The sequence below is a fragment of the Actinacidiphila acidipaludis genome, from assembly GCF_019890725.1.
GTDB lineage: Bacteria > Actinomycetota > Actinomycetes > Streptomycetales > Streptomycetaceae > Actinacidiphila > Actinacidiphila acidipaludis.
The window spans coordinates 1-26,091 of record NZ_JAINZZ010000017.1 but is presented as its reverse complement, the minus strand read 5'-3'; the positions used below and the strand labels follow the sequence as shown (position 1 = coordinate 26,091).

The following is a 26,091-nucleotide window of genomic DNA, read 5'->3' as shown; positions in this document are numbered from 1 at the left end:
CCCGTGAGCGACGTCCGTAACGTGATCATCATCGGCTCCGGGCCCGCGGGATACACCGCGGCGCTCTACACGGCACGCGCTTCCCTGAACCCGCTGGTGTTCGAGGGTTCGGTGACCGCCGGCGGTGCCCTGATGAACACCACCGACGTGGAGAACTTCCCGGGCTTCCGGGAGGGCATCCTGGGCCCGGACCTCATGGACAACATGCGGGCCCAGGCCGAGCGCTTCGGCGCGGAGCTCATCCCCGACGACGTGGTCGCCGTCGACCTGACCGGCGACATCAAGACGGTCACCGACTCGGCGGGCACGGTTCACCGGGCGAAGGCCGTGATCGTGACCACCGGCTCCCAGCACCGCAAGCTGAACCTGCCCAACGAGGATCAGCTCTCCGGTCGCGGTGTCTCCTGGTGTGCCACCTGTGACGGCTTCTTCTTCCGGGAGCACGACATCGCCGTGATCGGTGGTGGCGACACCGCGATGGAGGAGGCGACCTTCCTCTCCCGGTTCGCCAAGTCGGTCAAGATCGTGCACCGGCGGGACTCCCTGCGCGCCTCGAAGGCCATGCAGGAGCGCGCGTTCGCCGACCCGAAGATCTCCTTCGTCTGGGACAGCGAGGTCACCGAGATCCACGGTGACGGCAAGCTCACCGGCCTGACGCTGAAGGACACCAAGACCGGCGAGACGTCCGAGCTGCCGGTGACGGGTCTGTTCATCGCGATCGGCCACGACCCCAGGACCGAGCTCTTCAAGGGCGTGCTCGACCTGGACGCCGAGGGTTACCTCGTCGTGCAGGCGCCCAGCACCCGGACCAACATCCCTGGTGTGTTCGCCGCCGGTGACGTCGTCGACCACACCTACCGTCAGGCGATCACCGCGGCCGGCACCGGCTGTTCCGCCGCCCTGGACGCCGAGCGCTACCTGGCGGCTCTCGCCGACGCCGAGAAGACCGTCTGACCCGAACTTCACCCTCACCCCCGCACGTTTCAACACCCCGAGGAGACTGCCGTGGCCGGCAACACCAAGCCCGTGACCGACGCGACCTTCGCCCAGGAAGTACTCGCCAGCGACAAGCCCGTGCTGGTCGACTTCTGGGCCGAGTGGTGCGGCCCGTGCCGTCAGATCGCCCCCTCTCTGGAGGCCATCGCGGCCGAGCACCCGGACGAGATCACCATCGTCAAGCTCAACATCGATGAGAACCCGGTCACCGCCGCGAAGTACGGCGTGATGTCCATCCCGACGCTGAACGTCTACAAGGGCGGCGAGGTCGTCAAGACCATCGTCGGCGCCAAGCCGCGTGCCGCCCTGGAGCGGGACCTGTCCGACTTCATCGGCTGAGTCTCCCGACCGGCTGAGTGCCGGATCGGACTCCAGCAGCACACAGACGGAGGCGGTGTCTGTTCCACGTGGAACAGACACCGCCTCCGTCATGTCCGGGGTACGGCCGAAGAGTTGAGGTTCGGAAGGGCGTGCGGGGGAGGGTGAGTATCAGAGCGGCCGCAGGGCAGGTTCCTTCTGGACCGCCCCCAGCAACCGGTCGATCGCCATCTCGACGTCCTCCTTCCAGGAGATCGTCGAGCGCAGCTCCAGCCGCAGGCGCGGGTAGCGCGGGTGGGGACGGACGGTCTTGAAGCCGACGGCCGTGAGGTGGTCGGCGGGCAGGACGCAGGAGGGACCCGACCACTTCGCATCGCCGAACGCCTCGATGGCCTTGAAGCCGCGCCGCACCAGATCCTTGGCGACCGTCTGCACCAGCACTCGGCCGAGGCCCTGCCCCTGGTAGCCGGGCAGTACCCGGGAGGTCATCAGCTGGACGGCGTCCCCGGACACCGGGCTCGTCGGGAAGGCCGTGGAACGCGGCACATAGGCAGCCGGCGCGTAGAGCACGAACCCGGCCGGTACCTCGTCGACGTAGACCACCCGGCCGCAAGATCCCCATTCCAGCAGTGCCGCGGAGATCCAGGCCTCCTTCTCCAGTTCGGGCTTGCCCGCCTGGACGGCGGCCTCACCACTGACCGGGTCGAGCTCCCAGAAGACACAGTGGCGGCAGGGCTTGGGCAGATCCGGCAGGTTGTCCAGGGTGAGCGGTACGAGCCGACGTCCCATCGGGCCCAGACCCCTTTTCTGTCGTGAACCGAGCACCCCGTGGGCACCCCGGCGATCTCCCCCCGGGGTGCCCCTGTGTCACTCGGCCTCGTCCTCGTCGACGTCGTCGTCGAGCTTGTTCTCCAGGACCCGGCCTTCACCCGGGGCCATCGTCCCCAGGATGCGCTCCAGATCCTCTATCGAGGCGAATTCCACGACGATCTTTCCCCGCTTTTGGCCAAGGTCGACCTTCACCCGGGTCTCGAAGCGATCCGAAAGACGGGTGGCGAGGTGTGTGAGGGCCGGGGAGACCCGGCGGCCGGCCCGGGGGCCAGGCGCCTTGCGAGCCGCCTTGGGCTCGTTGTTCATCAGGGTGACGATCTCCTCGACCGCCCGCACGGACAGCCCCTCGGCCACGATCCGGTGAGCCAGCTTGTCCTGCTCCTCCGGGTCCTCCAGCGCGAGCAGCGCCCGCGCGTGACCGAAGGAGAGCACACCGGCCGCGACCCGCCGCTGCACCGGGGCGGACAGCTTCAGCAGCCGCAGGGTGTTGGAGACCTGGGAGCGCGAACGGCCGATGCGATCGGCGAGCTGCTCATGGGTGCAGGCGAAGTCCCGCAGCAACTGGTCGTAGGCGGCGGCCTCTTCCAGCGGGTTCAGCTGTGCCCGGTGGAGGTTCTCCAGGAGGGCGTCCAGCAGCAGCTTCTCGTCGTCCGTGGCACGGACGATCGCAGGGATCCGCTCCAGGCCCGCCGCCTTGCAGGCCCGCCAGCGGCGCTCACCCATGATCAGCTCATAGCGTTCCGCGCTGATCTGCCGCACCACGACCGGTTGCAGCAGACCCACCTCCTTGATGGAGATGATGAGCTCGTTCAGCGCATCCTCGTCGAACACCTCACGCGGCTGGCGGGGGTTCGGCGTGATGGAGTCCGGTGCCAACTCCGCGAAATAGGCCCCGGTAGCCGGGATCTTCTGCGCGGACAGGTCCGGCTCTGTTTCACGTGAAACAGGGATGTCGACCACGGGCGGGGCCGACTCGGACCCCCTGCGGTCCGTCAGGCCGGCCACCTTTGCCGCCGCGACGCCCCGCTCGGGCGTCAGTACCGGTGTCCCCGCCGGGGAGGTCCCCGCGGGCGGCCCGGCTGGGATCAGCGCGCCGAGACCACGGCCGAGCCCTCTGCGTCGATCACTCACTGGATCCCCTCCGACATGCTGTGCGGGTTGTGCTCGTTGTGCTGTTCTTCCTGCGGGTCGTACTCGACCTCCACCTGGCCGGGCAGACCCCGGAGGGCCATCTCCCGGGCCGCCTCAAGGTACGACAGGGCTCCACTGGATCCCGGGTCGTAGGTGAGGACGGTCTGGCCGTAGCTGGGCGCCTCCGAGATGCGGACCGAGCGGGGGATGCTGGTCCGCAGCACCTCCTTGCCGAAGTGGGTGCGGACCTCGTCGGCGACCTGCGACGCCAGCCGGGTGCGGCCGTCGTACATGGTCAGCAGGATCGTCGAGACGTGGAGTTTGGGGTTGAGGTGGGCCCGGACCAGGTCCACGTTCTTCAGGAGCTGTCCGAGTCCCTCCAGCGCGTAGTACTCGCACTGGATCGGGATGACCACCTCGGCGCCGGCAACCAGGGCGTTGACGGTCAGCAGGCCGAGGGAGGGCGGGCAGTCGATGAGGATGTAGTCCAGCGGCTGCTCATAGGACTCGATGGCCCTCTGCAGCCGGCTCTCGCGAGCGACCAGCGAGACCAGCTCGATCTCGGCACCGGCCAGGTCGATCGTGGCGGGCGCGCAGAAGAGCCCCTCCACATCGGCAACCGGCTGGACGACGTCGGAGAGCGGCTTGCTCTCCACCAGAACGTCGTAGATCGAGGGGACCTCGGCGTGATGGTCGATACCCAGCGCCGTGGAGGCGTTCCCCTGGGGGTCGAGGTCGATCACCAGCACCCTGCCGCCGTGCAGCGCCAGGGAAGCAGCCAGGTTCACGGTCGTCGTGGTCTTCCCCACGCCGCCCTTCTGGTTGGCCACCACCATGACTCTGGTCTGGGGAGGCCGGGGAAGCCCCTCACCTGTGCGGTTCAGTGCCTCGACGGCCAACTGAGCGGCGCGACCGATGGGGGTGTCATCCATGGGAGGCAATGTTTCACGTGAAACATCACCCCCGAACCCCGGGGGCCCGGAATAGGGTCCCCCGGCTTGTTCAGCTGAGCGGGGACCGGGGACCGGATCGGCCATCGGCCCCGCGATGTTGGCGTCGGACCGCAAGGACTCACACTCCTCGACTTCAGGCTCGCAATGAGAAGAGCCTGCCATGCCCAAGGGGTGCTGAACCAGCGAGCCCCGGCGACCTGTGGATAAATCCCGAGAACTATCCACAGGGCCAGTCGTTTTAGCAGGTTTATTGGCGCGCGCCTCGGCCGCAGCACGACCACGGCTGAGGACTCCGGGAAGCAACGAGCGACGTTTCACGTGGAACACGATGCCCAGCTCGCAAGCGTTATGTCAGAAGACACTCCGATTTGCGCGCTTTTGCCCGTTTGTATGGCGTAGAAAGTCCGGCAACGGAACGACCGGCACATACCCCCGCACGGCCGCACCACAAAAGGTCACACGGCCGCATCACACGGCCGCATCGCGGGGGCCTCAGCGCCGCCTGCGGCCGCCGGCGTTCCGGGGCGGCCGGCTGGCCCGGGCCGCCTTCGCCCTGCGGGTCGCCGCCCGGACACCTCCGGGGCTCTCGCCGACCACCACCCGGACCACGGTGGACAGCGGCTCGACGATGCCTTCTCCCACCTGGACGATGGTGGCGTCCACCGCCCCGAGACGTCCCAGGGCGGCACGGGCCGCCTTGAGCTCCTCCTCGGCGGTGTCGCCCTTGAGGACCGCCATCTCGCCGTGCGGCCGCAGCAGCGGCAGGCCCCAGCCCGCCAGCCGCTCGAGCGGGGCCACGGCGCGGGCCGTCACCACGTCCACCGGTGGAAGCTTACCGAGGACCTCCTCGGCCCGGCCGCGAACCACCCGGACGTTCTCCAGCCCGAGCAGCTTGACCACTTCCTCCAGGAACGTGGTCCTGCGCAGCAGCGGCTCGAGCAGGGTGATCTCCAGGTCGGGACGGGCGAGCGCGAGCGGGATCCCAGGGAGCCCGGCGCCGGAGCCGACGTCGCAGACCGACACCTCGCGGTCGATCACCTCGGAGAGCACCGCGCAGTTCAGCAGGTGCCGCTCCCAGAGCCGCGGGACCTCACGGGGGCCGATCAGACCTCGCCGCACGCCCGCGTCCGCGAGCAGCTCGGCGTAACGCACCGCGTCGGCGAACCGGTCGCCGAAGGCCGCGCCGGCCTGCTCGGGCGGCACGGGGAGCTCCGCTGCTGCCTCCGTCACGAGGGGGCCGTCCTTTCCTTCACGGGGACTTCCAGGGCTGCGGACGTCCGTGGGGTCGACTTCCAGGCTTACAAGATTCGGCCCCGCCTGCGAACAGACGGGGCCGAGGGGCAGGCACGGGCCGGTCAGGCGGGAAGAACGACCACTCGGCGCTGGGGCTCCTCGCCCTCGGACTCGCTGCGGAGACCGGCGGCGGCCACGGCGTCGTGCACGACCTTGCGCTCGAACGGCGTCATCGGGTCCAGCTTGACCGGGGCACCGGTCTCCTTGGCCTCGGCGGCCGCCTGCGCGCCGAGCTTGGCCAGCTCGGCCCGCTTGCGGGCCCGGAACCCGGCGATGTCCAGCATGAGCCGACTGCGCTCACCGGTCTCCCGGTGCACCGCGAGACGGGTCAGCTCCTGGAGCGCCTCCAGCACCTCGCCGTCCCGGCCGACCAGCTTGTTCAGGTCACGGCTGGAGCCCTCGCCGATGATCGAGACCGAGGCACGCTCACCCTCGACGTCCATGTCGATGTCGCCGTCGAGGTCGGCGATGTCGAGCAGGCCCTCGAGGTAGTCGGCGGCGATCTCACCCTCCTGCTCGAGGCGGGTCAGGGTGGCGGACGAGCCGCTGTCGGGTGCCGTGCTGGTGTTGACGTCGCTCACGCCTGGACTCTCCTCTTACTTCTTCTTCGACAGGTTGGTCGGCTTGGACTTGGAGCCACCCGCCTTGGGAGCACCGCCCTTGTTGGCGCCCGCCCGGGGCGCACCGGCCCGCGGAGCACCAGACGCCTTGCCGCCACCGGAGCCCTTGGCACCGCCCGGCTTCTTCGCACCCGAGGACTTGGCACCACCGGACGGCTGGGTGTCGCCAGGCGTCTGAGCGCCGTCGTGCGACTCGTCATCGCCGTGCGGTTTAGCGCCACCGGTCGCCTTCTGCGCGCCGGCCGTGTGGCCCGTGCGCTGGGACTTGCTCTGCCGCTTCGGCTGGGTGCGGTTGGCACGCGCGACCTCGACGGCCTGCTTGGCCGCCACCTCTTCCGGCGTCTCCACCAGCTTGCCCTGGGCCCGCAGGCGCTCCTGGCGCTGCTGGAACGCCAGGCTGCCCGGCGTCGGGTTGCGCCGGATGACGACGAGCTGCTGGACCATGGTCCACACGTTGGTGGTCAGCCAGTACAGCAGGACACCGACCGGGGCGATGATGCCGAAGCCGGCGAAGATCAGCGGGAACACGTACATCAGCATCTTCTGCTGCTGCATGAACGGCGTGTTCACCGACATGTCCACGTTCTTCGTCATCAGCTGGCGCTGCGTGTAGAACTGCGACGCGGACATCAGGACGATCATGATGATCGTGACCGTGCGGACCTCGCCCTGGGAGGTGCCGAGCTTGGCCAGGGTGGCGGCGCTGTCCAGGAACTTCGCCGGCAGCGGCGCACCGAAGATGTGGGCCTGCTGGGCGCTCGCGACCAGGTTCTCGTGGATCACGCCGACCGGCTTGCCCTTGGCGATGTTGCTGAGCACGTGATACAGCGCGAAGAAGAACGGGGACTGCACAAGGATCGGCAGGCACGAGGAGAGCGGGTTGGTGCCCGTCTCCTTGTACAGCTTCATCATCTCTTCGGACTGACGCTGCCGGTCGTTCTTGTAGCGCTCCTGGATCGCCTTCATCTTGGGCTGGAGCGCCTGCATGTTCCGCGTCGACTTGATCTGCTTGACGAACAGCGGAATCAGGGCCGTCCGGATCAGGACCACCAGCGAGACGATGGACAGACCCCACGCCCAGCCGCTGTCCTTGTCGAAGATCAGGCCGTAGAACGAGTGGAACTGGACGATGATCCAGGAGACGGCGTCATAGAGGGGGTTCAAGATCCCCACGGTCAGGCTCCTTGTGCGTGAGAGGGTCCGGTGGGCTCGGGCGTGACGGGCCCGTCGGAGCCGCCCCGCAGGTAGCGGCGCAGCCGATCGTGCCATGGTGGTCGCTTACGCGGCGGGACATGGTCCACACCGCCCGGCGACCAGGGGTTGCATCGAAGGATGCGCCACGCGGTCAGGGCCGTGCCCTTGATCGCGCCGTGCCGGTCGATGGCCGTGTAGCCGTAGTGCGAGCACGAGGGGTAGTAGCGGCAGACCGGGCCGAGCAGCGGACTGATCGTCCACTGGTACAGCTTGATCAGCGCCAGCAGTGGGTATTTCATCGGGTGGCCACCCTCCCCTCGGCATCGCCATGGGCTTGTCGGCCCAGTAGCCGCTCCAGTGCGGCATCCAGGTCGAGGGCCAGCTGTGGGTAATCGGCACTGCCTGCTCCCGGCAGCGCACGTACTACCACCAGGCTACCGGGGGGCAGCAGTGACAGTCGGTCCCGGACAAGGTGACGCAGGCGACGCTTGACCAGGTTGCGCTGGACCGAGCCGCCGACGGCCTTGCTCACGACGAAACCCGCACGCGCAGGGAGAGTCCTCCCCCCTGGCGCGTGCGGGTCCGTGGCGTCACGACGCAGATGGACCACCAGCAGCGGGCGACCCGCTCGGCGTCCGCGGCGAACCGCTTCTGCGAAGTCCTGGCGCCGCCTCAGCCGATTCTCGGTGGGCAGCACGGCATCATCCGGAGATGGTCAGGACGATCAGGCCGACAGGCGTGCGCGGCCCTTGCTGCGGCGGGTCGCGAGGATGGCGCGACCGGCGCGGGTGCGCATACGCAGGCGGAAGCCGTGGGTCTTCGCGCGGCGGCGGTTGTTCGGCTGGAAGGTGCGCTTGCTCACTCGGGGGCTCCAGATCAGAAATCGTGTCCGGCGGGGCGTCGTGTGGCTGTCACCGTGCGCCCACGAAAGCTCGCGGACCAGAGGTGTACCGCTGTGACGTCGCCCGGGGAGCCCGGAGGACCGTCGCCTTTCGCTAGGCAGGCGGCAGCAGCCATCGACAACTCGACCTCGATACGGTACGTGCGGCTGGGCCGTTCGGTCAAACCCGTCGCGGCCGCCTCCGCCGTTTGTACACACCCTGTGGACAACGACTTGAACCTGGCCTGCCGCCCTGACTACCGTGGCTGAACTCCGTACTCTTCCCGCCCGTCCTGAGAACCACACTTTCGCGGGAGTTCATCAGCACTGATCAGCGACCGAGAGAGCGTGCACTGTGGCCGACGTGACTGCCGATCTTGCCGCAGTGTGGCCGAGGGTCCTCCAGAAGCTGCTGGTCGAGAGCGAGGATCTCAAGCCCAAGGACGCCGAGTGGCTCCAGCGGACCCAGCCGCTGGCCCTGGTCGCCGGCACCGCGGTGCTCTCGGCGCCCAACGAGTTCGCCAAGAGCGTGCTGGAGGGGCGGCTGCTGCCGCTGATCACCGAGGTCCTCAGCCGTGAGTTCGGTCACTCCGTCGGCATCGCCATCGCGGTGGCGTCCGGCGGGGACCAGGACGGGCCGTCCCCGGCCCCGCCGGCGCCGCAGCAGGACCGCGGCGAACGGCCGGACCCCTATGCGCACAGTGAGCGCCCCGACCCGTACGGACACCCCGACCGCCAGGACGGCGGCGACGGGACCGACGGCCCGCGGATGCGCCCGGCGTACCCCGATCACCAGGACTGGCAGCAGCCGCGGCTCGGCAACTGGGGCGTGCCCTCCTCGTCCGGCTACGACGGCCGTGATCACCGGGACCCCCGCGACAGCCGAGACCCGTACGACAGCCGCCGCGACGGCGGCTACGAGCCCCGGCGCGACGGGTACGACTACCCGAACATCCCGCACCAGGGCCACCAGCCGTACGCACCGCCGCAGGGCGGGTACCAGCAGCAGGGCGGCCCCGGGCCCAGGAACGACCCGTCCGGCCCCTCGATGGGCTCCGCAGGCGTCCCCGGCGGACCGGGGGGACCCGGCGGCGGCCACGGCGCACCCGGCGGCCACCGCGCGCACGGCGACCATCCGGGCGTCCCGGGCGGCACCGGAAGCCATGACAGCCACGACAGCCGCGTCGGTCCGGGCGGCCACCCAGGTCCGGGCGGTCCCGGCCGTCATGGCGCGCCGGGCGGCGGCAGCGGCAGCGGTTCGTCCGGCGGCGCGGTGGAGCCCACCGCCCGCCTGAACCCGAAGTACCTCTTCGACACCTTCGTCATCGGCGCGTCCAACCGCTTCGCGCACGCCGCGGCGGTCGCGGTCGCCGAGGCGCCGGCCAAGGCGTACAACCCGCTGTTCATCTACGGCGAGTCCGGCCTGGGCAAGACGCACCTGCTGCACGCGATCGGCCACTACGCGCGGAGCCTCTACCCCGGCACCCGGGTGCGCTACGTGAGCTCGGAGGAGTTCACCAACGAGTTCATCAACTCCATCCGGGACGGCAAGGCGGACGCGTTCCGCAAGCGGTACCGGGACATGGACATCCTGCTGGTCGACGACATCCAGTTCCTGGCGCAGAAGGAGTCGACGCAGGAGGAGTTCTTCCACACCTTCAACACCCTGCACAACGCCAACAAGCAGATCGTGCTCTCCTCGGACCGGCCGCCCAAGCAGCTGATCACCCTGGAGGACCGTCTGCGCAACCGCTTCGAGTGGGGTCTGATCACCGACGTCCAGCCGCCCGAGCTGGAGACCCGGATCGCGATCCTCCGCAAGAAGGCGGTGCAGGAGCAGCTCAACGCGCCGCCGGAGGTCCTGGAGTTCATCGCCTCCCGGATCTCGCGGAACATCCGCGAGCTGGAGGGCGCGCTGATCCGCGTCACGGCGTTCGCCAGCCTCAACCGGCAGCCGGTCGACCTGCAGCTCACCGAGATCGTGCTGAAGGACCTGATCCCCGGCGGCGACGACTCGGTGCCGGAGATCAGCGGGACCGCGATCATGGCGGAGACGGCCGCGTACTTCGGGCTGGCGGTGGAGGACCTGTCCGGGTCCTCGCGCAGCCGGGTGCTCGTCACCGCCCGGCAGATCGCCATGTACCTCTGCCGTGAGCTGACCGACCTGTCGCTGCCGAAGATCGGCGCGCTGTTCGGCGGCCGCGACCACACCACGGTCATGCACGCCGACCGCAAGATCCGCTCGCTGATGGCCGAGCGGCGGTCCATCTACAACCAGGTGACCGAGCTCACCAACCGCATCAAGAGCTGAGCGGGCGGGCCGCCGGCCCCCGTTTCCCCACCGCGCCCCGGGAGTCCGACTCCCGGGGCGCCGCCGTGTGTTCACCCGCGGGGGCACCCGCTGTTCGATTTCCCGTCGCCCGGGACGGCTTCTCCACAGTTCTGGGCGGGTGGGGCCGTCCACAGGCTGGGGACACCGGAGTTGTCCCGATCCACTCCACAGGCCGCCCGCTCCGAGGGCGGTCCGCCCAGCTCAGCCGGGTGGGGATATGTGGGCAACCCGGATCCACAGACTGTGGACGGATCGGACACCCGCCACGGCGAGTCGGCGGTTGTCCACCGCCCACCCACAGGATGCACCGGGTTGTGCACAGCTCAGGGCCGCTTCTCCACATCTCTGTCCACTGTTCGGCAAGGAAATGGCACGCGTCGCACGGACGAGTGAAAGCCGTCACACCAAGGGGGTGGGTTGGCCTGGGGAGAACGCGGGTATTTCTGGGGACGGCGCTGGGGAGAACCCCGGATCGCCTGTGAATCGGGTGTGCACAACTTCCGCCCGTCCACAGCGGCGGCTGGTTGTCCACGTCCCCCGCCCACAGGCCCGGTGGACAAAAAATGCGGCCTGACCTGCGACGGAACCGGTTATCCACGGTATCCACACCCCCTACTACTACTGCTACACGTAGAGAGCGGGGATCAAGCTTCGAAGCGGGGGCTGTGCACAACTCGGCCCGGCCTCGATCTGCCGCGGCGTCTCGGCTTGACGGCAACGAGCACCGAGTGTCGGTCCGGTGCGTCAGACTGTTCCCCGACAGCCAGCAACAAGCAGGAGGCGGTTCCGGTGAAGATCCGGGTGGAGCGCGACGTACTCGCCGAGGCAGTGGCTTGGGCAGCCCGCAGCCTTCCGGCCCGTCCTCCGGTGCCCGTGCTCGCCGGGCTGCTGCTCAAGGCCGAGGACGGCAAGCTCAGCCTGTCCGGATTCGACTACGAGGTCTCCGCCCGCGTCTCCGTCGAGGCCGAGGTGGACGAGGAGGGGACCGTCCTGGTCTCCGGCCGGCTGCTCGCCGACATCTCGCGGGCGCTGCCCAACCGCCCTGTGGAGATCGCCGACGACGGCGTCCGCGTCACCGTCGTCTGCGGCAGCTCGCGATTCACACTCCACACCCTGCCTGTGGACGAGTACCCCGCCCTGCCCGCGATGCCGACCGCCTCCGGCACCGTGCCCGGTGAGGTCTTCGCCGCCGCCGCCAGCCAGGTCGCCATCGCCGCCGGGCGCGACGACACCCTCCCGGTGCTCACCGGCGTCCGGATCGAGATCGAGGGCGACACCGTCACGCTGGCCGCCACCGACCGCTACCGCTTCGCCGTCCGCGAGTTCCTGTGGAAGCCCGAGCAGGCCGACATCTCCGCCGTGGCCCTGGTGCCCGCGAAGACCCTGCTGGACACCGCCAAGTCGCTGACCAGCGGTGACACCGTCTCCATCGCGCTGGCGGGCGCCGGCGCGGGCGAGGGCCTGATCGGTTTCGAGGGCGCCGGGCGGCGCACCACCACCCGTCTGCTCGAGGGCGACCTGCCGAAGTACCGCACGCTCTTCCCGACCGAGTTCGCCTCCGTCGCGGTGATCGAGACCGCCCCCTTCGTGGAGGCCGTCAAGCGCGTCGCCCTCGTCGCCGAGCGCAACACCCCGGTGCGGCTGAGCTTCGAGCAGGGCGTGCTGACCCTGGAGGCCGGTTCCAGCGACGACGCACAGGCTGTGGAAAGGGTCGACGCCAAGCTGGAGGGCGACGACATCTCCATCGCCTTCAACCCGACCTTCCTGCTGGACGGCCTGAGCGCCATCGACGCGCCCGCCGCCCAGCTGTCCTTCACCACCTCGACGAAGCCCGCGCTGCTCAGCGGCCGCCCGGCCGTCGACGCGGAGGCGGACGACGCCTACAAGTACCTCATCATGCCGGTGCGGCTGTCCGGCTGACGCCCCACCGATCCCGGCCGGGCCCACCGGCTGAGTGCCGCCGCACCCGCCGACGTAGGCTCGTCCTCAGGTCAGGGCAGGCTTGTGTCGAACGCTTCGAACGAAGGATGTGTGATGGAGCTCGGTCTCATCGGTCTCGGCAAGATGGGTGGCAACATGCGCGAGCGCATCCGCCGCGCCGGCCACACCGTCATCGGATACGACCGGAACCCGGATGTCGCCGATGTCCACAGCCTCAAGGAGCTTGTGGATTCCCTGCAGACGCCCCGCGTGGTGTGGGTGATGGTGCCCGCGGGCGCCGCGACGCAGTCCACCATCGACGAGCTGGGCGAGCTGCTGTCGCCCGGTGACCTCGTCGTCGACGGCGGCAACTCCCGCTGGACGGACGACGAGAAGCACGCCGAGCAGCTCGGTGCCAAGGGCATCGGCTTCGTCGACTGCGGCGTCTCCGGCGGCGTGTGGGGTCTGGCGAACGGCTACGCGCTGATGTACGGCGGTTCCGCGGAGGACGTCGCCAAGGCCCAGCCGATCTTCGACGCGCTCAAGCCCGAGGGCGACTCCGGCTCGGTGCACGCCGGCCGCGTCGGCGCCGGGCACTTCGCGAAGATGGTCCACAACGGCATCGAGTACGCGATGATGCAGGCGTACGCCGAGGGCTGGGAGCTGCTGGAGGCCGTGGACTCGGTCACCGACGTGCGCGAGGTGTTCCGCTCCTGGAAGTCCGGCACGGTCATCCGGTCGTGGCTGCTCGACCTGGCCGTGGACGCGCTCGACAAGAGCGAGCACCTGGAGAACCTGCGGGGTTACGCCGACGACTCCGGCGAGGGACGCTGGACGGTGGAGGCGGCGATCGACAACGCCGTGCCGCTGCCCGCGATCACCGCGTCGCTGTTCGCCCGCTTCTCGTCCCGCCAGGACGACTCGCCGCAGATGAAGATGATCGCCGCGCTCCGCAACGAGTTCGGCGGCCACGCGGTCACCGCGGCCGAGTAGGCACGGCGGCGGGCGACCGCCGCACACCGCACGTCACAGCAGGGAGGTCGGCGCGGTCAGCGCCAAGCACGCGATGCACGTAGCGCACCTGTCGCTCGCCGACTTCCGCTCCTACGCCCGGGCCGAGGTCCCCCTCGACCCGGGCGTCACGGCTTTCGTGGGCCCCAACGGCCAGGGGAAGACCAACCTCGTCGAGGCGGTCGGCTACCTGGCGACGCTCGGCAGCCACCGGGTGGCCTCCGACGCGCCGCTGGTCCGCATGGGCGCGGACCGCGCGATCGTGCGGGCGCAGGTCGTGCAGGGCAGCCAGGGCGGCGAGCGGCAGCAGCTCGTCGAGCTGGAGATCAACCCGGGGCGGGCCAACCGCGCCCGGATCAACCGGTCCTCGCAGGTGCGGCCCCGGGACGTGCTCGGCATCGTCCGCAGCGTGCTGTTCGCGCCGGAGGACCTGGCCCTGGTCAAGGGCGACCCCGGTGAGCGCCGCCGCTTCCTCGACGAGCTGATCACCGCGCGGGCCCCGCGGTTGGCCGGGGTGCGCAGCGACTACGAACGGGTCCTCAAACAGCGGAACACGCTGCTGAAGACGGCCGCGCTGGCCCGTCGGCACGGCGGCAAGGGCGCCGACCTGTCCACGCTCGACGTGTGGGACCAGCACCTGGCCAGGGCGGGCGCCGAACTGCTGGCGCAGCGCCTGGACCTGGTGGCCGCGCTGCAGCCGCTGGCCGACAAGGCGTACGAGCAACTGGCCCCGGGCGGCGGCCCGGTCGGCCTGGAGTACCGCAGCTCCATGGGTGACGAGCGGCTGGTCGCCGTGACCGGGCGTGAGGAGCTGTTCGGGCGGCTGCTGGAGGCGCTGGGCGAGGCGCGCCGTCAGGAGATCGAGCGCGGGGTGACGCTGGTCGGCCCGCACCGCGACGACCTGGTCCTCAAGCTGGGTGAGCTGCCGGCCAAGGGCTACGCCAGCCACGGTGAGTCCTGGTCGTACGCGCTGGCGCTGCGGCTGGCCTCCTACGAACTGCTCTGCGCGGACGGCGGCGAGCCGGTGCTCGTGCTCGACGACGTGTTCGCCGAGCTGGACGCCCGCCGCCGGGAACGCCTGGCGGAACTCGTCGCCCCCGGTGAACAGGTCCTGGTCACCGCCGCGGTGGACGACGACGTACCCGGCGTCCTGGTGGGCACGCGCTTCTCTGTGGAGAACGGGACGGTGGTGCGGCAGTGAGCGACGCGGACGAGGCAACCGGCCTGTGGACGGCGACGAAGCGCGCACCCCTGCGCCGAGTCGGCGGAGAAGCGAACGGAACAACGCAGTGAGCGACGCGGACGAGGCAACCGGCCTGTGGACGGCGACGAAGCGCGCACCCCTGCGCCGAGTCGGCGGAGAAGCGAACGGAACAACGCAGTGAGCGACGCGGACGAGGGCCCCAGGGCTCAGGCGAGTGCGGAGCCGGCCGGGGTGGATCTGGCGCGGGTGGCGCTGCGGGCGGCCAAGGAGCAGGCGCGCGCCCGCGGTACGGCGGCCGCGCAGAAGAAGCAGGCCCGGCGGGGCGGGCTGCGCAGCGGCGCCCGTGCGGACGGCCGGGACCCGCTGCCGCTGGGCGCGGCGATCAGCCGCCTCATCACCGAGCGCGGCTGGGAGGCCCCCGCGGCGGTGGGCGGGGTGATGGGCCGTTGGCCCCAGCTCGTGGGACCCGAGGTGGCGCTGCACTGCGCCCCCGACCGCTACGACGAGGACGAGCGGGTCCTGACGGTGCAGTGCGACTCCACCGCCTGGGCGACGCAGCTGCGGCTGCTCGCGCCGACGCTGGTGGCCCGGCTGAACGCCGACCTCGGCCACGGCACGGTCAAGCTGATCAAGGTGCTGGGTCCGGCCGGTCCCAGCCGCTCGTACGGCCGGCTGCGGGCCCCCGGCAGCCGTGGCCCCGGCGACACCTACGGGTGATCTGCGCTACACCACGCCCCGCCCCCCGTTCGGGTAGCCGCACTCTGGAGGTGCGGCCCACCGGTGTACCCCCGGAGCGCGGCCTCTCCCGCCCGGGGCTCTCCCGGGACGCTCGCGGACATCCGTACTGGTGAGCGGCCTGGGACGGCTGGTGCGGGGGCACCCGTGCTCAGCGTAGCCGGAGGTTGACAGCCGGAAGCCCTGGACGCCCGTGTGAGCCGTTTTGGCCCCGGGGCCGCGTGTAGGGAGTCGGGCGAGGGCCGTTTTGGGCGGCACATGGGAACTGAGGTACCGCCAAAGCCCCATTCATGGCGCCGCTACCGGTAGACTGAATGGCAGACCGCCCTCCCCTGGCAGACGGCAGGGGTACCCCAGCGGAACATGTCGAACGACGCAGCCGATCCCGCTCGGCGGGAGACGGCTCGTGCTGTGCCAGAAAGGGCGCTTCGTGGCCGATTCCGGCAACCTCAACGAGAACTCCAACAAGTCCTACGACGCCAGCGCGATCACCGTGCTCGAGGGGCTCGACGCGGTGCGCAAGCGCCCCGGCATGTACATCGGGTCCACCGGTGAGCGGGGTCTGCACCACCTCGTGCAGGAGGTCGTCGACAACTCCGTCGACGAGGCGATGGCAGGTCACGCGGACACCATCGACGTCACGATCCTCGCCGACGGCGGCGTGCGCGTGGTGGACAACGGCCGCGGTATCCCGGTCGGCATCGTCCCCTCCGAGGGCAAGCCGGCCGTGGAGGTCGTGCTGACCGTCCTGCACGCCGGCGGCAAGTTCGGCGGCGGCGGGTACGCGGTCTCCGGCGGCCTGCACGGCGTCGGCGTCTCGGTCGTGAACGCGCTCTCGACGCGCGTCGCGGTCGAGGTCCACACCGACGGCCACCGCTGGACCCAGGACTACAAGCTGGGCGTGCCGACCGCGCCGCTGGCCAGGAACGAGGCCACCGAGACGACCGGCACGTCGGTCACCTTCTGGGCGGACCCGGACGTCTTCGAGACCACGGAGTACTCGTTCGAGACCCTCTCCCGGCGTTTCCAGGAGATGGCGTTCCTCAACAAGGGCCTGCGGATCACGCTGACCGACGAGCGCCTCGACCACGTGGACGAGGACGGCAACCCGCTGCGCGCCGAGTACCACTACGAGGGCGGCATCGTCGACTTCGTGACGTACCTCAACTCGCGCAAGGGCGAGCTGGTCCACCCCACCGTCATCGACATCGAGGCGGAGGACAAGGAGCGGCTGCTCTCGGTCGAGGTCGCGATGCAGTGGAACACCCAGTACAGCGAGGGTGTCTACAGCTTCGCCAACACCATCCACACCCATGAGGGCGGCACCCACGAGGAGGGCTTCCGCGCCGCGCTGACGTCCCTGATCAACCGGTACGCGCGCGACAAGAAGCTGCTCCGGGAGAAGGACGACAACCTCACCGGTGAGGACATCCGCGAGGGTCTGACCGCGATCATCTCGGTCAAGCTCGGCGAGCCGCAGTTCGAGGGCCAGACCAAGACCAAGCTCGGCAACACCGAGGCGAAGACGTTCGTGCAGAAGGTCGTGCACGAGCACCTCAACGACTGGCTGGACCGCAACCCGAACGAGGCCACGGACATCATCCGCAAGGCGATCCAGGCGGCCACCGCCCGCGTCGCGGCCCGCAAGGCACGGGATCTGACCCGCCGCAAGGGCCTGCTGGAGTCCGCGTCGCTGCCCGGCAAGCTGAGCGACTGTCAGTCCAACGACCCGACGAAGTGCGAGATCTTCATCGTCGAGGGCGACTCGGCCGGCGGCTCGGCCAAGTCCGGCCGCAACCCGCAGTACCAGGCGATCCTCCCGATCCGCGGCAAGATCCTCAACGTGGAGAAGGCGCGGATCGACAAGATCCTGCAGAACCAGGAGATCCAGGCGCTGATCTCGGCCTTCGGCACGGGTGTGCACGAGGACTTCGACATCTCCAAGCTGCGGTATCACAAGATCATCCTGATGGCGGACGCCGACGTCGACGGCCAGCACATCAACACCCTGCTGCTCACCTTCCTGTTCCGCTTCATGCGGCCGCTGGTCGAGGCGGGTCACGTGTACCTGTCGCGCCCGCCGCTGTACAAGATCAAGTGGGGCCGGGACGACTGGGAGTACGCCTACTCCGACCGTGAGCGCGACGCGCTGGTGGAGCTCGGCAAGCAGGCCGGCAAGCGGATCCGCGAGGACTCGATCCAGCGCTTCAAGGGTCTCGGCGAGATGAACGCCGAGGAGCTGCGGGTCACCACCATGGACGTCGACCACCGGGTGCTCGGGCAGGTCACGCTCGACGACGCGGCGCAGGCCGACGACCTGTTCTCGGTGCTGATGGGCGAGGACGTTGAGGCGCGCCGCTCGTTCATCCAGCGCAACGCCAAGGATGTCCGCTTCCTCGACATCTGAGTCGGCCGACCACTGCCGCACCCCGCGAAAGGACTGAACACCACCGATGGCCGACGAGAACTCCCCCGTCACGCCCGAAGGCATCCCCGTCGACGACGGTCAGACGCTCCGCATCGAGCCCGTCGGGCTCGAGACGGAGATGCAGCGCAGCTACCTCGACTACGCGATGTCCGTCATCGTCTCGCGTGCGCTGCCCGACGTCCGCGACGGCCTCAAGCCGGTGCACCGCCGCGTGCTGTACGCGATGTACGACGGCGGCTACCGGCCGGAGAAGGGCTTCTACAAGTGCGCCCGCGTCGTCGGCGACGTGATGGGCACGTACCACCCGCACGGTGACTCCTCGATCTACGACGCCCTGGTCCGCCTGGCGCAGCCGTGGTCGATGCGGATGCCGCTGGTGGACTCCAACGGCAACTTCGGCTCGCCGGGCAACGACCCCGCGGCGGCCATGCGGTACACCGAGTGCAAGATGGCGCCGCTGGCCATGGAGATGGTCCGTGACATCGACGAGGAGACCGTCGACTTCACGGACAACTACGACGGCCGCAATCAGGAGCCGACGGTCCTGCCGGCCCGGTTCCCGAACCTGCTGATCAACGGCTCGGCCGGTATCGCGGTCGGCATGGCGACCAACATCCCGCCGCACAACCTGCGCGAGGTCGCCGACGGTGCCCAGTGGTTCCTGGCGAACCCCGACGCGGAGCCCGATGAGCTGCTGGACGCCCTGATCGAGCGGATCAAGGGCCCCGACTTCCCCACCGGCGCGCTGGTCGTCGGCCGCAAGGGCATCGAGGAGGCGTACCGCACCGGGCGCGGCTCGATCACCATGCGGGCGGTCGTCGAGGTCGAGGAGATCCAGAACCGGCAGTGCCTGGTCGTCACCGAACTGCCGTACCAGGTCAACCCGGACAACCTCGCGCAGAAGATCGCCGACCTCGTCAAGGACGGCAAGATCGGCGGCATCGCGGACGTCCGTGACGAGACCTCGTCGCGCACCGGCCAGCGCCTGGTGATCGTGCTCAAGCGCGACGCGGTCGCCAAGGTCGTGCTGAACAACCTCTACAAGCACACCGACCTGCAGACGAACTTCGGCGCGAACATGCTCGCGCTGGTGGACGGCGTGCCGCGCACCCTGTCGCTGGACGCCTTCATCCGCAACTGGGTCACCCACCAGATCGAGGTCATCGTCCGGCGCACCCGGTTCCGGCTGCGCAAGGCCGAGGAGCGCGCCCACATCCTGCGCGGTCTGCTCAAGGCGCTCGACGCGATCGACGAGGTCATCGCGCTGATCCGGCGCAGCGACACGGTCGAGATCGCGCGCGAGGGCCTGATGGGCCTGCTGGACATCGACGAGATCCAGGCGAACGCGATCCTGGAGATGCAGCTGCGCCGGCTGGCAGCCCTGGAGCGCCAGAAGATCGTCGCCGAGCACGACGAGCTGCAGGCGAAGATCAACGAGTACAACGCGATCCTGGCCTCGCCGGAGAAGCAGCGGCAGATCATCAGCGAGGAACTGCAGGCCATCGTCGACAAGTTCGGCGACGACCGGCGCTCCAAGCTGGTGCCCTTCGACGGCGACATGTCCATCGAGGACCTGATCGCCGAGGAGGACATCGTCGTCACGATCAGCCGTGGCGGCTACGTCAAGCGCACCAAGACCGAGGACTACCGGTCGCAGAAGCGCGGCGGCAAGGGCGTGCGCGGCACGAAGCTGAAGCAGGACGACATCGTCGACCACTTCTTCGTGACGACCACCCACCAGTGGCTGCTGTTCTTCACCAACAAGGGCCGGGTCTACCGCGCCAAGGCGTACGAACTGCCGGACGCGGGCCGGGACGCCCGCGGTCAGCACGTGGCCAACCTGCTGGCCTTCCAGCCCGACGAGCGGATCGCCCAGATCCTGGCCATCAAGGACTACGAGGCCGCGCCGTACCTGGTGCTCGCCACCAAGTCCGGCCTGGTGAAGAAGACCGCGCTCAAGGACTACGACTCCCCGCGCGCGGGCGGCGTCATCGCCATCAACCTGCGCGAGGCCGCCGTCGAGGGCGGGTTCGACGAGCTGATCGGGGCCGAACTGGTCTCGGCCGAGGACGACCTGCTGCTGGTCAGCCGCAAGGCGCAGTGCATCCGGTTCACCGCGACGGACGAGGCGCTGCGGCCGATGGGCCGGGCCACGTCCGGAGTCAAGGGCATGAGTTTCCGCGAGGGTGACGAACTTCTCTCGATGAACGTCGTCCGGCCCGGTACGTTCGTCTTCACCGCCACCGACGGCGGCTACGCCAAGCGGACCCGGGTGGACGAGTACCGGATCCAGGGTCGCGGCGGTCTCGGCATCAAGGCGGCGAAGATCGTGGAGGACCGTGGTTCCCTGGTGGGGGCGCTGGTGGTCGAGGAGACCGATGAGATCCTCGCCATCACCCTCAGCGGTGGAGTGATCCGCACGCGGGTCAACGAGGTCAGGGAGACCGGCCGTGACACCATGGGCGTCCAGCTGATCAACCTCGCCAAGCGGGACGCGGTCGTCGGTATCGCGCGGAACGCCGAGGCGGAGGATGATCCGGAGACGGCCATCCTGTCCGCCGAGGGGGAGCAGGACGAGCAGGACCGGCACAATCAGCAGGACGAGCACGACACAGTGGCCGAGGGCGAGGCGCCCACGGCCGGTGAACCGGAGGAGTAAGCCGTGAGTGGAGCCTCGGGCGCCGCGGATGGGACCGGGAGGACCGGGGGTGCCCATGGCTCCGCGAATGTCAACGGCCCGCAGCAGGGGGGACACACCGTGACGGACACCCGTCAGCCGGCGCAGCCGCAGCAGCCGCCGTCGGCCTACGCGCCTCCGCCGCCCACGTCGGCGCCGGGCACCGGCTCGCCGGCCGCGGCGGCCGGGGTGCGGCGGCCGAGGCCGGCGGCCAGGACGGCGCCGCGCACCCGCAAGGCGCGGCTGCGGGTGGCCAAGGCCGACCCGTGGTCGGTGATGAAGGTCAGCTTCCTGCTGTCCATCGCGCTGGGCATCTGCACGATCATCGCGGTGGCGGTGCTGTGGATGGTGCTGGACACCATCGGTGTGTTCAGCACCGTCGGCTCCACCATCAGCGACGCCACCACCTCGGAGCAGGGCAAGGGCGGGTTCGACCTGGTGTCGTTCCTGTCCCTGCCCCGGGTGCTCACCTTCACCACGGTGATAGCGGTGATCGACGTGGTCCTGGCCACCGCGCTGGCCACGCTCGGCGCCTTCATCTACAACCTCTCTGCGGGTTTCGTGGGTGGCGTGGAGCTCACCCTCGCCGAGGACGAGTAACGGATTTGGGGCACAGCCTCACGTGCGCTAATCTTTCGGTGCAGCGCGGGGCTATAGCTCAGACGGTTAGAGCGCTTCCCTGATAAGGAAGAGGCCACAGGTTCAAGTCCTGTTAGCCCCACCAGCGCCAAAGGGCATCTACGGAAACCGTAGGTGCCCTTTGACATCTATGGGTGACATCAACGGCCGGGGCCGAGCCCGTTCAGCAAGTCCGCAAGACGGGCCGCAGCCGCCCGCTGATCCTCGTCCACAACGTGTGTGTAGATGTCGAGGGTCATGCTGATCTGGCTGTGCCGCAGGATGGCCTGGGCGACCTTGGGATGCACCTTGAGGTAGGCCAACAGGGTTCCGCAGGTGTGGCGAGCCAGCCGGACCGTGATCCGCCTCACCTTCGACCGCGTCACCAGGGCGTCAAAGGTCCGGGAGAAGCCCCGAGGCTCGATCGGTCCCCCGTTGCGCTCGGAGAAGATCAGATCGGCGTCGGCAGCCTGCCTCCAGCCCTCCCCGGCCGCACGGCGCTCCAGCTCCTGGAGGTACCGGCGACCGGCCAGCGCTTCGAGGCAGAAGGCGGGCAGGGGTAGGGCCGCCTGCGACGAGTCCGTCTTGAGTTTCTTGAGAACGAGGCCGCCGTTCACGCGCTGCACCTGCATGGTCGGGGTGAACTGCCCGTTCTCCAGGTCCACGTCCTGCCAGCGCAGCCCCAGTACCTCACTGCGCCGCAGGCCGAGCACGAGCACCAGGACGAACGCGGCGTAGAGCCGATGAGGCCGAGCCGTCCGCAGGAACTGGATGGCCTCGGTCGCCGACCAGGGACTGACCTTGCGTTTGGTCACCTGTGGCATGTCCACCAGGGCCGCCACGTTCCGCCCAACGACCTCCTCCTGCATCGCGCGGTTCAGAGCGTTCCGCAGGGTCCGCAGAGCCTCGGCCCACGTGGCAGCCTGTCCTGGCTTCTCACGGCGCAGGTCCGCCAGCATGCCCCGCACCTGGGCGGGGGTCAGGCGCGTCAGAGGCTTTTTCCCCAGGCTGGGGACAAGGTAGAGCCGAGACATGGCCTCGTACTTGTTGTACGTGCCGGGCTCCTTGTTCGGCTTCACGATGTGCTCAAGCCAGTAGTCCAGCCACTCGGCCAGCTTCCACGTCCGGTCCGGCACCGGGACGCCGGCGCGCTCCTTGTCCTGGAGAGCGCCCAGCTTCTCGGCCACTTCGTCGTAGGACCGGCCGTAGACGTACTTCCGTACCCGATGCCCACTGGCGTTGGTGACGTACGCAGCGCCCTGGTACCGGCCGTCCTTGCGCCTGGTGATGGTTCCGCCCCCGTTGGGCCTCCTGGTGGCCATCAGGCAGCCTCCTCGACTCGGGACGCGATGAAGGCCCGCAGAGCGTCTGCCGGAACGCGACGGCAGCGCCCGATCGTCACGGAGGCCAGCCGGTGCGTGCGCATCAGGTCGTACACGGTGGACCGGCCGACCTTGAGACGCCTCATGACGTCGGGCACGGTCAGTAGTTCGTCGGTCATCCCTCATCCCCCCAGTCGTCCAGGTCGGCGATTGCTTCACGTGCGGTCTGTCGGTTCTCGGTGATGTCGCGGGCGATGGTGGCAGCGAGCCAGGACTCTCCCGGGGTGTGGCCGTGTCCGGCGTAGGTCCAGTGGGCGAGGGTCAGCGTGGAACCCTCCGGACAGTCGTCGGGGTCAGGCAGGCCCCGCTCCCGGCGTTCCTGGCGGGCGCGGTAGTCGGCGCGGACCTGGCGCAGCGCCCCGAGGGTGGTGGAGTAGCGGCGGGACTTGGTGGAGAAGTGGCCGCGGAAGCCGAGCATGTGCGCCCACTGCGCGAGCTTGCGGCCCGGGTAGTCGGCATCGAGGGAGAAGCAGGCTTCGATCAGGTGCCGGGCGTGCTCGGGCAGGCCCGGGAGCTTGTCGAGTTCCGGGAGCTCCCCGATCCGCCGGTCAACGGTGCCCGTGGTCTCGGCCGCTTTGGTGGCGTACTTGGCCACATACGCCGCGACAGCTTCCTCGGTCAGTTCCTGGCCGTCGGTGGCGGTGCTGCCGATGGGCTGGACGTCGACTTGGGTGCCCCAGCGCAGGACCCGGGCCGGGTGCTCGCCAGTGGCCGGCACGGGCACCGAGACGCGGGCGGCAGCCGCCCGGATCGCGTCATCGAGCAGGCCCGTCGTTGCCCAGGCGGGCGGGGTGTCGTCGGGTCCGGCCGGGCCGTCCAGGCGCACGATCGCATGGAAGTGGACCGCGCCGCGCTTCTGGAACTCGGCGACCTTCCCGAACGAGACCCGGCACACCTCACCCATGGCCGACTGAGTGAGCCCCGCGCGGTGGGCGAGTTCACGGCGCAGGTAGATGGTGAAGCGTCGCCACAGGTCCCCGGCGTGGTTGTTCCACAGCACCGCACCCGCGTAGTCGTACGTGCTCGGGTCCAGTGCGGTCCCCAGTTCCGCAGCCCCATCCGGATGGGTGGTGCCGCAGCGGCAGCGGCCGGAGGCGGGGCGGTTGTGGACCGTCCCGAACGACGGGGCGGTCAGGGTCGCGAACACCTTCGGGTGCGAACGCACCGTGTGCGGGGTTCCCTTGCCGGGGTCGCCGGTCAGTCCAGCGCGGATCAGGTGGAAGGTGTCCCCGGCGTACAGCCAGGCGCACGACGGGCAGCGCGAGGCCCGGCGGTTGCCGCAGGCGACGCGTAACCGGCCGCCCGGCTCCCCGTCCGTGGAGTAGGAGTACAGGACGTTGCCCGTGGCGCGGTCGCGGGTGACGGTCAGCCCGGACAGGTGGATCGGGTCGGAGCAGCCGCCCGTCCGCCGGACCTGTTCCTGCCAGCGGTCGAAGCCGGGGGTGTTGGCCACCCGCAGCAGGTCCGCCAGCGTCACGGGGTCAACCCCGACCGAGGCAGCCTGCGGGGCAACCTCAACCGGGGCGACAGGGAAAGCGACGATCACGCGCTCACCGCCAGCGGCAGGGTGCGCAGGCCGTCCGGGTTGTGGCCGGGGCAGCTCGACTCGTAGTAGGTGGTCGGGTCGTCGGGGTCGAAGACGTTGCCGTACCAGCCGGTTCCCTCGCACACACAACGCCCCTCGACCATCGGGCGCTTGGACCGGGCCAACGCGGCATCGCTCACCCTGGTGCGGAGCACCGACAGCGAGGCCACCCCGTCAGCACGCTTCAGCCGGGGACGGCAAGGGAACCGCACGGTGTGGGCTGTGTCCTGCTCACGGGTGCTCAGACCGGCCAGCCACAGCAACCGGTAGCTGTGCTCGTAGGCAGCCGAGCGGTACAACTCCTCCAGGCCCAGACGCTCCGCACCCTGAACGATCCAGGCCGACACCTGCGCATCAGCGCCACGGGTCCAGCGGTACCGGTCGGGCATATCCGAGGCGTACAGCGCCACTCGGCGCTCCGCGTTCGACAGGTCCGACACCGACACGGCAGCGGAGGCAGGTAACGCGGCAACCGGCGCGAGGACAGCGGAACCAGGCATGATGGGACTCCCTTACGAGGGGGCGGGAGCGGCGGTCTGCTTGGCGGTAGTGCGCCGCTCCCTGCTGACATCGTGTGCATTGTCTGAACAATGCGCTCAATCACGATGATGCGTATGCGGCTGCCCGCCGTCAAGGGCATTGACCGCATTGACTAGACAATCCTGCCGTCTCGGCGGTTTCATGGAGTCATGGCAGTGAGGAAGCTGGGGCGCACGCCCTACAAGCAGCAGATCGCGGACGACCTGCGTGAGCAGATCGCGGATGGGTCGCTGAGCCCTGGAGACCAACTGCCCACCGAAGCCGAGCTAGAGAAGCGATATGGCGTCGCGCGAGGGACGGTCCGTCAGGGGATCGAGATCCTGATCAATGAGGGGCTAGTGGTATCCGCCCGCCCGAAGGGCCACTTCGTGCGCGAGCGGAAGCCGATGGTCTTCCGCCCCCAGGCGGAGTTCCGACCTCGTCCCTACACGCCTGAGATGGACGCCTTCATGACCGAATCCTCGGCGGACGGGCGCGAGGCCCGGCAGACGATCGAAGTCTCGATCGTGGAAGCGCCGGCCGAGGTGGCCAAGCGGCTGCAACTCGACGCTGGGCAACTGGTAGCGGTGCGACGCCGAGTGCGCTTCCTGGACGGAGAGCCGTTCAACATCAACGACAGCTACTTCCCGCTCGACCTGGTGCAGGACTCCGAGATCATGCGTCCGCAGAACATCACCCAGGGCGCAAACGAAGTCCTCGCCGACTTGGGATACAGGCAGGTCCGTGCCCTTGATGAACTGTACGTGCGGATGCCGACGCCGGAGGAAGTGAAGCGGCTGGACCTCAGCCCCGGCACGCCGGTCGGCTATCACGTGTGCACCGGCTTCACCGAGGAGGGCAAGGCCGTCCGCGTGGCCGTGACAGTCCTGCCCGGAGACCGGCACGTGGTCTCTTATGAGCGTCGTCGCGAGACCGACCCTGCCTCATGAGCAAGATCACCATGCGCCCAGCGAAGCCTTCCGAGCTGGGCACCGTTGAGGACCTGCTGACGGAAGCGTCAGTCTGGCTGGCCCAACGAGGGATAGATCAGTGGCAGTTCCCCCCGCACCGCGATCGGATCACCCACGCGATTGAGCACGGAGAGTGCTTCATCGCCGAGATGGATGGAACCATCATCGGGACGATCACTCTGGACGCCCATCCTGATCCGGAGTTCTGGGTCGCAGATGATGAGCCCAACGATGCGTTGTACGTGCACCGCATGGCAGTAACTCGAAAGGCTGCCGGTGCAGGCGTGGGCGCGGTCATGCTGGAGTGGGCCTCGAAGCGTGCCGCCGAGGCAGGGAAGGGCTGGCTTCGTCTCGATGCATGGCGCACCAACGAGGGCCTGCACCGCTACTACACCGACCAGGGCTTCACCTTAGTTCGCATAGTCAGCCTTGCGCACCGCGGATCAGGCGCTCTCTTTCAGCGCCCAACCTAGCCTGAGCTGGGAAGTTACAG

At 69.3% G+C, this 26,091-nt stretch carries 25 protein-coding genes and 1 tRNA gene; 13 read left to right on the top strand and 13 right to left on the bottom strand.

Annotated features, from left to right (window positions below):
• Positions 1 to 3: 3 nt before the first annotated feature.
• Together trxB and trxA are read left to right on the top strand one after the other, a co-directional pair.
• Complete coding sequence (trxB, locus tag K7862_RS15960) at positions 4 to 954, top strand: thioredoxin-disulfide reductase (protein WP_222963259.1); 951 nt, start codon at positions 4 to 6, stop codon at positions 952 to 954.
• A 51-nt stretch (positions 955 to 1,005) separates the two neighbouring features.
• A complete protein-coding gene (gene trxA / locus K7862_RS15955) occupies positions 1,006 to 1,335 on the top strand; it encodes a thioredoxin (RefSeq protein ID WP_222963258.1) in 330 nt (109 codons plus the stop codon).
• Between the two features lie 150 nt (positions 1,336 to 1,485).
• On the opposite strand, the gene K7862_RS15950 is transcribed toward trxA, so the two are convergent.
• The 9 genes from K7862_RS15950 to rpmH all read right to left on the bottom strand — a co-directional run bounded on the left by K7862_RS15950 (position 1,486) and on the right by rpmH (position 8,198).
• Positions 1,486 to 2,103, bottom strand: coding sequence for a GNAT family N-acetyltransferase (locus K7862_RS15950; RefSeq protein WP_222963257.1), 618 nt, complete (start codon positions 2,101 to 2,103; stop codon positions 1,486 to 1,488).
• Positions 2,104 to 2,181: 78 nt separating this feature from the next.
• Positions 2,182 to 3,276 (bottom strand): ParB/RepB/Spo0J family partition protein, encoded by a 1,095-nt coding sequence (locus tag K7862_RS15945; RefSeq protein WP_222963256.1) that lies wholly within the window; start codon positions 3,274 to 3,276, stop codon positions 2,182 to 2,184.
• Complete coding sequence (locus tag K7862_RS15940; protein WP_222963255.1) at positions 3,273 to 4,391, bottom strand: ParA family protein; 1,119 nt, start codon at positions 4,389 to 4,391, stop codon at positions 3,273 to 3,275. Before K7862_RS15940 ends, K7862_RS15945 begins: the two co-directional genes overlap by 4 nt.
• Before the next feature lie 330 nt (positions 4,392 to 4,721).
• Positions 4,722 to 5,459: a 16S rRNA (guanine(527)-N(7))-methyltransferase RsmG gene (rsmG, locus tag K7862_RS15935; RefSeq protein WP_222963254.1), complete on the bottom strand. Its 738-nt coding sequence runs from the start codon at positions 5,457 to 5,459 to the stop codon at positions 4,722 to 4,724.
• 125 nt (positions 5,460 to 5,584) lie between these two features.
• Positions 5,585 to 6,103, bottom strand: a complete 519-nt coding sequence (locus K7862_RS15930; protein WP_222963253.1) for a Jag family protein — start codon at positions 6,101 to 6,103, stop codon at positions 5,585 to 5,587.
• Between the two features lie 15 nt (positions 6,104 to 6,118).
• Positions 6,119 to 7,315, bottom strand: coding sequence for a membrane protein insertase YidC (yidC, locus tag K7862_RS15925; RefSeq protein ID WP_308012014.1), 1,197 nt, complete (start codon positions 7,313 to 7,315; stop codon positions 6,119 to 6,121).
• Between the two features lie 2 nt (positions 7,316 to 7,317).
• Positions 7,318 to 7,635: a membrane protein insertion efficiency factor YidD gene (gene yidD, locus K7862_RS15920; protein WP_075016398.1), complete on the bottom strand. Its 318-nt coding sequence runs from the start codon at positions 7,633 to 7,635 to the stop codon at positions 7,318 to 7,320.
• Complete coding sequence (gene rnpA, locus K7862_RS15915; RefSeq protein ID WP_222963251.1) at positions 7,632 to 8,033, bottom strand: ribonuclease P protein component; 402 nt, start codon at positions 8,031 to 8,033, stop codon at positions 7,632 to 7,634. Before rnpA ends, yidD begins: the two co-directional genes overlap by 4 nt.
• Before the next feature lie 27 nt (positions 8,034 to 8,060).
• A complete protein-coding gene (gene rpmH, locus K7862_RS15910) occupies positions 8,061 to 8,198 on the bottom strand; it encodes a 50S ribosomal protein L34 (protein ID WP_003975051.1) in 138 nt (45 codons plus the stop codon).
• A 373-nt stretch (positions 8,199 to 8,571) separates the two neighbouring features.
• On the opposite strand from rpmH, the gene dnaA reads away from it, so the two are divergent.
• The 9 genes from dnaA to K7862_RS15865 all read left to right on the top strand — a co-directional run bounded on the left by dnaA (position 8,572) and on the right by K7862_RS15865 (position 21,247).
• Positions 8,572 to 10,527: a chromosomal replication initiator protein DnaA gene (dnaA, locus tag K7862_RS15905; RefSeq protein WP_222963250.1), complete on the top strand. Its 1,956-nt coding sequence runs from the start codon at positions 8,572 to 8,574 to the stop codon at positions 10,525 to 10,527.
• Positions 10,528 to 11,337: 810 nt separating this feature from the next.
• Positions 11,338 to 12,468 (top strand): DNA polymerase III subunit beta, encoded by a 1,131-nt coding sequence (gene dnaN, locus K7862_RS15900; RefSeq protein ID WP_222963249.1) that lies wholly within the window; start codon positions 11,338 to 11,340, stop codon positions 12,466 to 12,468.
• Between the two features lie 114 nt (positions 12,469 to 12,582).
• Complete coding sequence (gnd, locus tag K7862_RS15895; protein WP_222963248.1) at positions 12,583 to 13,461, top strand: phosphogluconate dehydrogenase (NAD(+)-dependent, decarboxylating); 879 nt, start codon at positions 12,583 to 12,585, stop codon at positions 13,459 to 13,461.
• A gap of 73 nt (positions 13,462 to 13,534) precedes the next feature.
• Entirely contained in the window at positions 13,535 to 14,680 is a 1,146-nt protein-coding gene (recF, locus tag K7862_RS15890) for a DNA replication/repair protein RecF (RefSeq protein WP_222963247.1), read from the top strand.
• A gap of 180 nt (positions 14,681 to 14,860) precedes the next feature.
• Positions 14,861 to 15,400 (top strand): DciA family protein, encoded by a 540-nt coding sequence (locus tag K7862_RS15885; RefSeq protein WP_222963246.1) that lies wholly within the window; start codon positions 14,861 to 14,863, stop codon positions 15,398 to 15,400.
• Between the two features lie 424 nt (positions 15,401 to 15,824).
• A complete protein-coding gene (gene gyrB, locus K7862_RS15880; protein ID WP_308012013.1) occupies positions 15,825 to 17,825 on the top strand; it encodes a DNA topoisomerase (ATP-hydrolyzing) subunit B in 2,001 nt (666 codons plus the stop codon).
• A 46-nt stretch (positions 17,826 to 17,871) separates the two neighbouring features.
• Entirely contained in the window at positions 17,872 to 20,505 is a 2,634-nt protein-coding gene (gene gyrA / locus K7862_RS15875) for a DNA gyrase subunit A (RefSeq protein ID WP_222963245.1), read from the top strand.
• A 3-nt stretch (positions 20,506 to 20,508) separates the two neighbouring features.
• Positions 20,509 to 21,123: a DUF3566 domain-containing protein gene (locus tag K7862_RS15870; RefSeq protein WP_308012012.1), complete on the top strand. Its 615-nt coding sequence runs from the start codon at positions 20,509 to 20,511 to the stop codon at positions 21,121 to 21,123.
• Between the two features lie 47 nt (positions 21,124 to 21,170).
• Positions 21,171 to 21,247: transfer RNA gene (locus K7862_RS15865), tRNA-Ile, on the top strand.
• A gap of 55 nt (positions 21,248 to 21,302) precedes the next feature.
• Here K7862_RS15865 and K7862_RS15860 read toward each other — a convergent pair.
• The 4 genes from K7862_RS15860 to K7862_RS15845 are packed head-to-tail and all read right to left on the bottom strand — an operon-like array spanning position 21,303 to position 24,497.
• Positions 21,303 to 22,463, bottom strand: coding sequence for a tyrosine-type recombinase/integrase (locus K7862_RS15860; protein WP_222963243.1), 1,161 nt, complete (start codon positions 22,461 to 22,463; stop codon positions 21,303 to 21,305).
• Positions 22,463 to 22,642: a helix-turn-helix domain-containing protein gene (locus K7862_RS15855; protein ID WP_222963242.1), complete on the bottom strand. Its 180-nt coding sequence runs from the start codon at positions 22,640 to 22,642 to the stop codon at positions 22,463 to 22,465. The genes K7862_RS15860 and K7862_RS15855 overlap by 1 nt, the downstream gene beginning before the upstream one ends.
• Positions 22,639 to 24,066 (bottom strand): replication initiator protein RepSA, encoded by a 1,428-nt coding sequence (repSA, locus tag K7862_RS15850; RefSeq protein ID WP_222963342.1) that lies wholly within the window; start codon positions 24,064 to 24,066, stop codon positions 22,639 to 22,641. The genes K7862_RS15855 and repSA overlap by 4 nt, the downstream gene beginning before the upstream one ends.
• A complete protein-coding gene (locus tag K7862_RS15845) occupies positions 24,066 to 24,497 on the bottom strand; it encodes a hypothetical protein (RefSeq protein WP_222963241.1) in 432 nt (143 codons plus the stop codon). The genes repSA and K7862_RS15845 overlap by 1 nt, the downstream gene beginning before the upstream one ends.
• Positions 24,498 to 24,797: 300 nt before the next feature.
• Between K7862_RS15845 and K7862_RS15840 the strand changes: the two genes are divergently transcribed.
• Positions 24,798 to 25,577 (top strand): GntR family transcriptional regulator, encoded by a 780-nt coding sequence (locus tag K7862_RS15840; protein ID WP_222963240.1) that lies wholly within the window; start codon positions 24,798 to 24,800, stop codon positions 25,575 to 25,577.
• Positions 25,574 to 26,071, top strand: coding sequence for a GNAT family N-acetyltransferase (locus K7862_RS15835; protein ID WP_222963239.1), 498 nt, complete (start codon positions 25,574 to 25,576; stop codon positions 26,069 to 26,071). The genes K7862_RS15840 and K7862_RS15835 overlap by 4 nt, the downstream gene beginning before the upstream one ends.
• Positions 26,072 to 26,091: the final 20 nt, after the last annotated feature.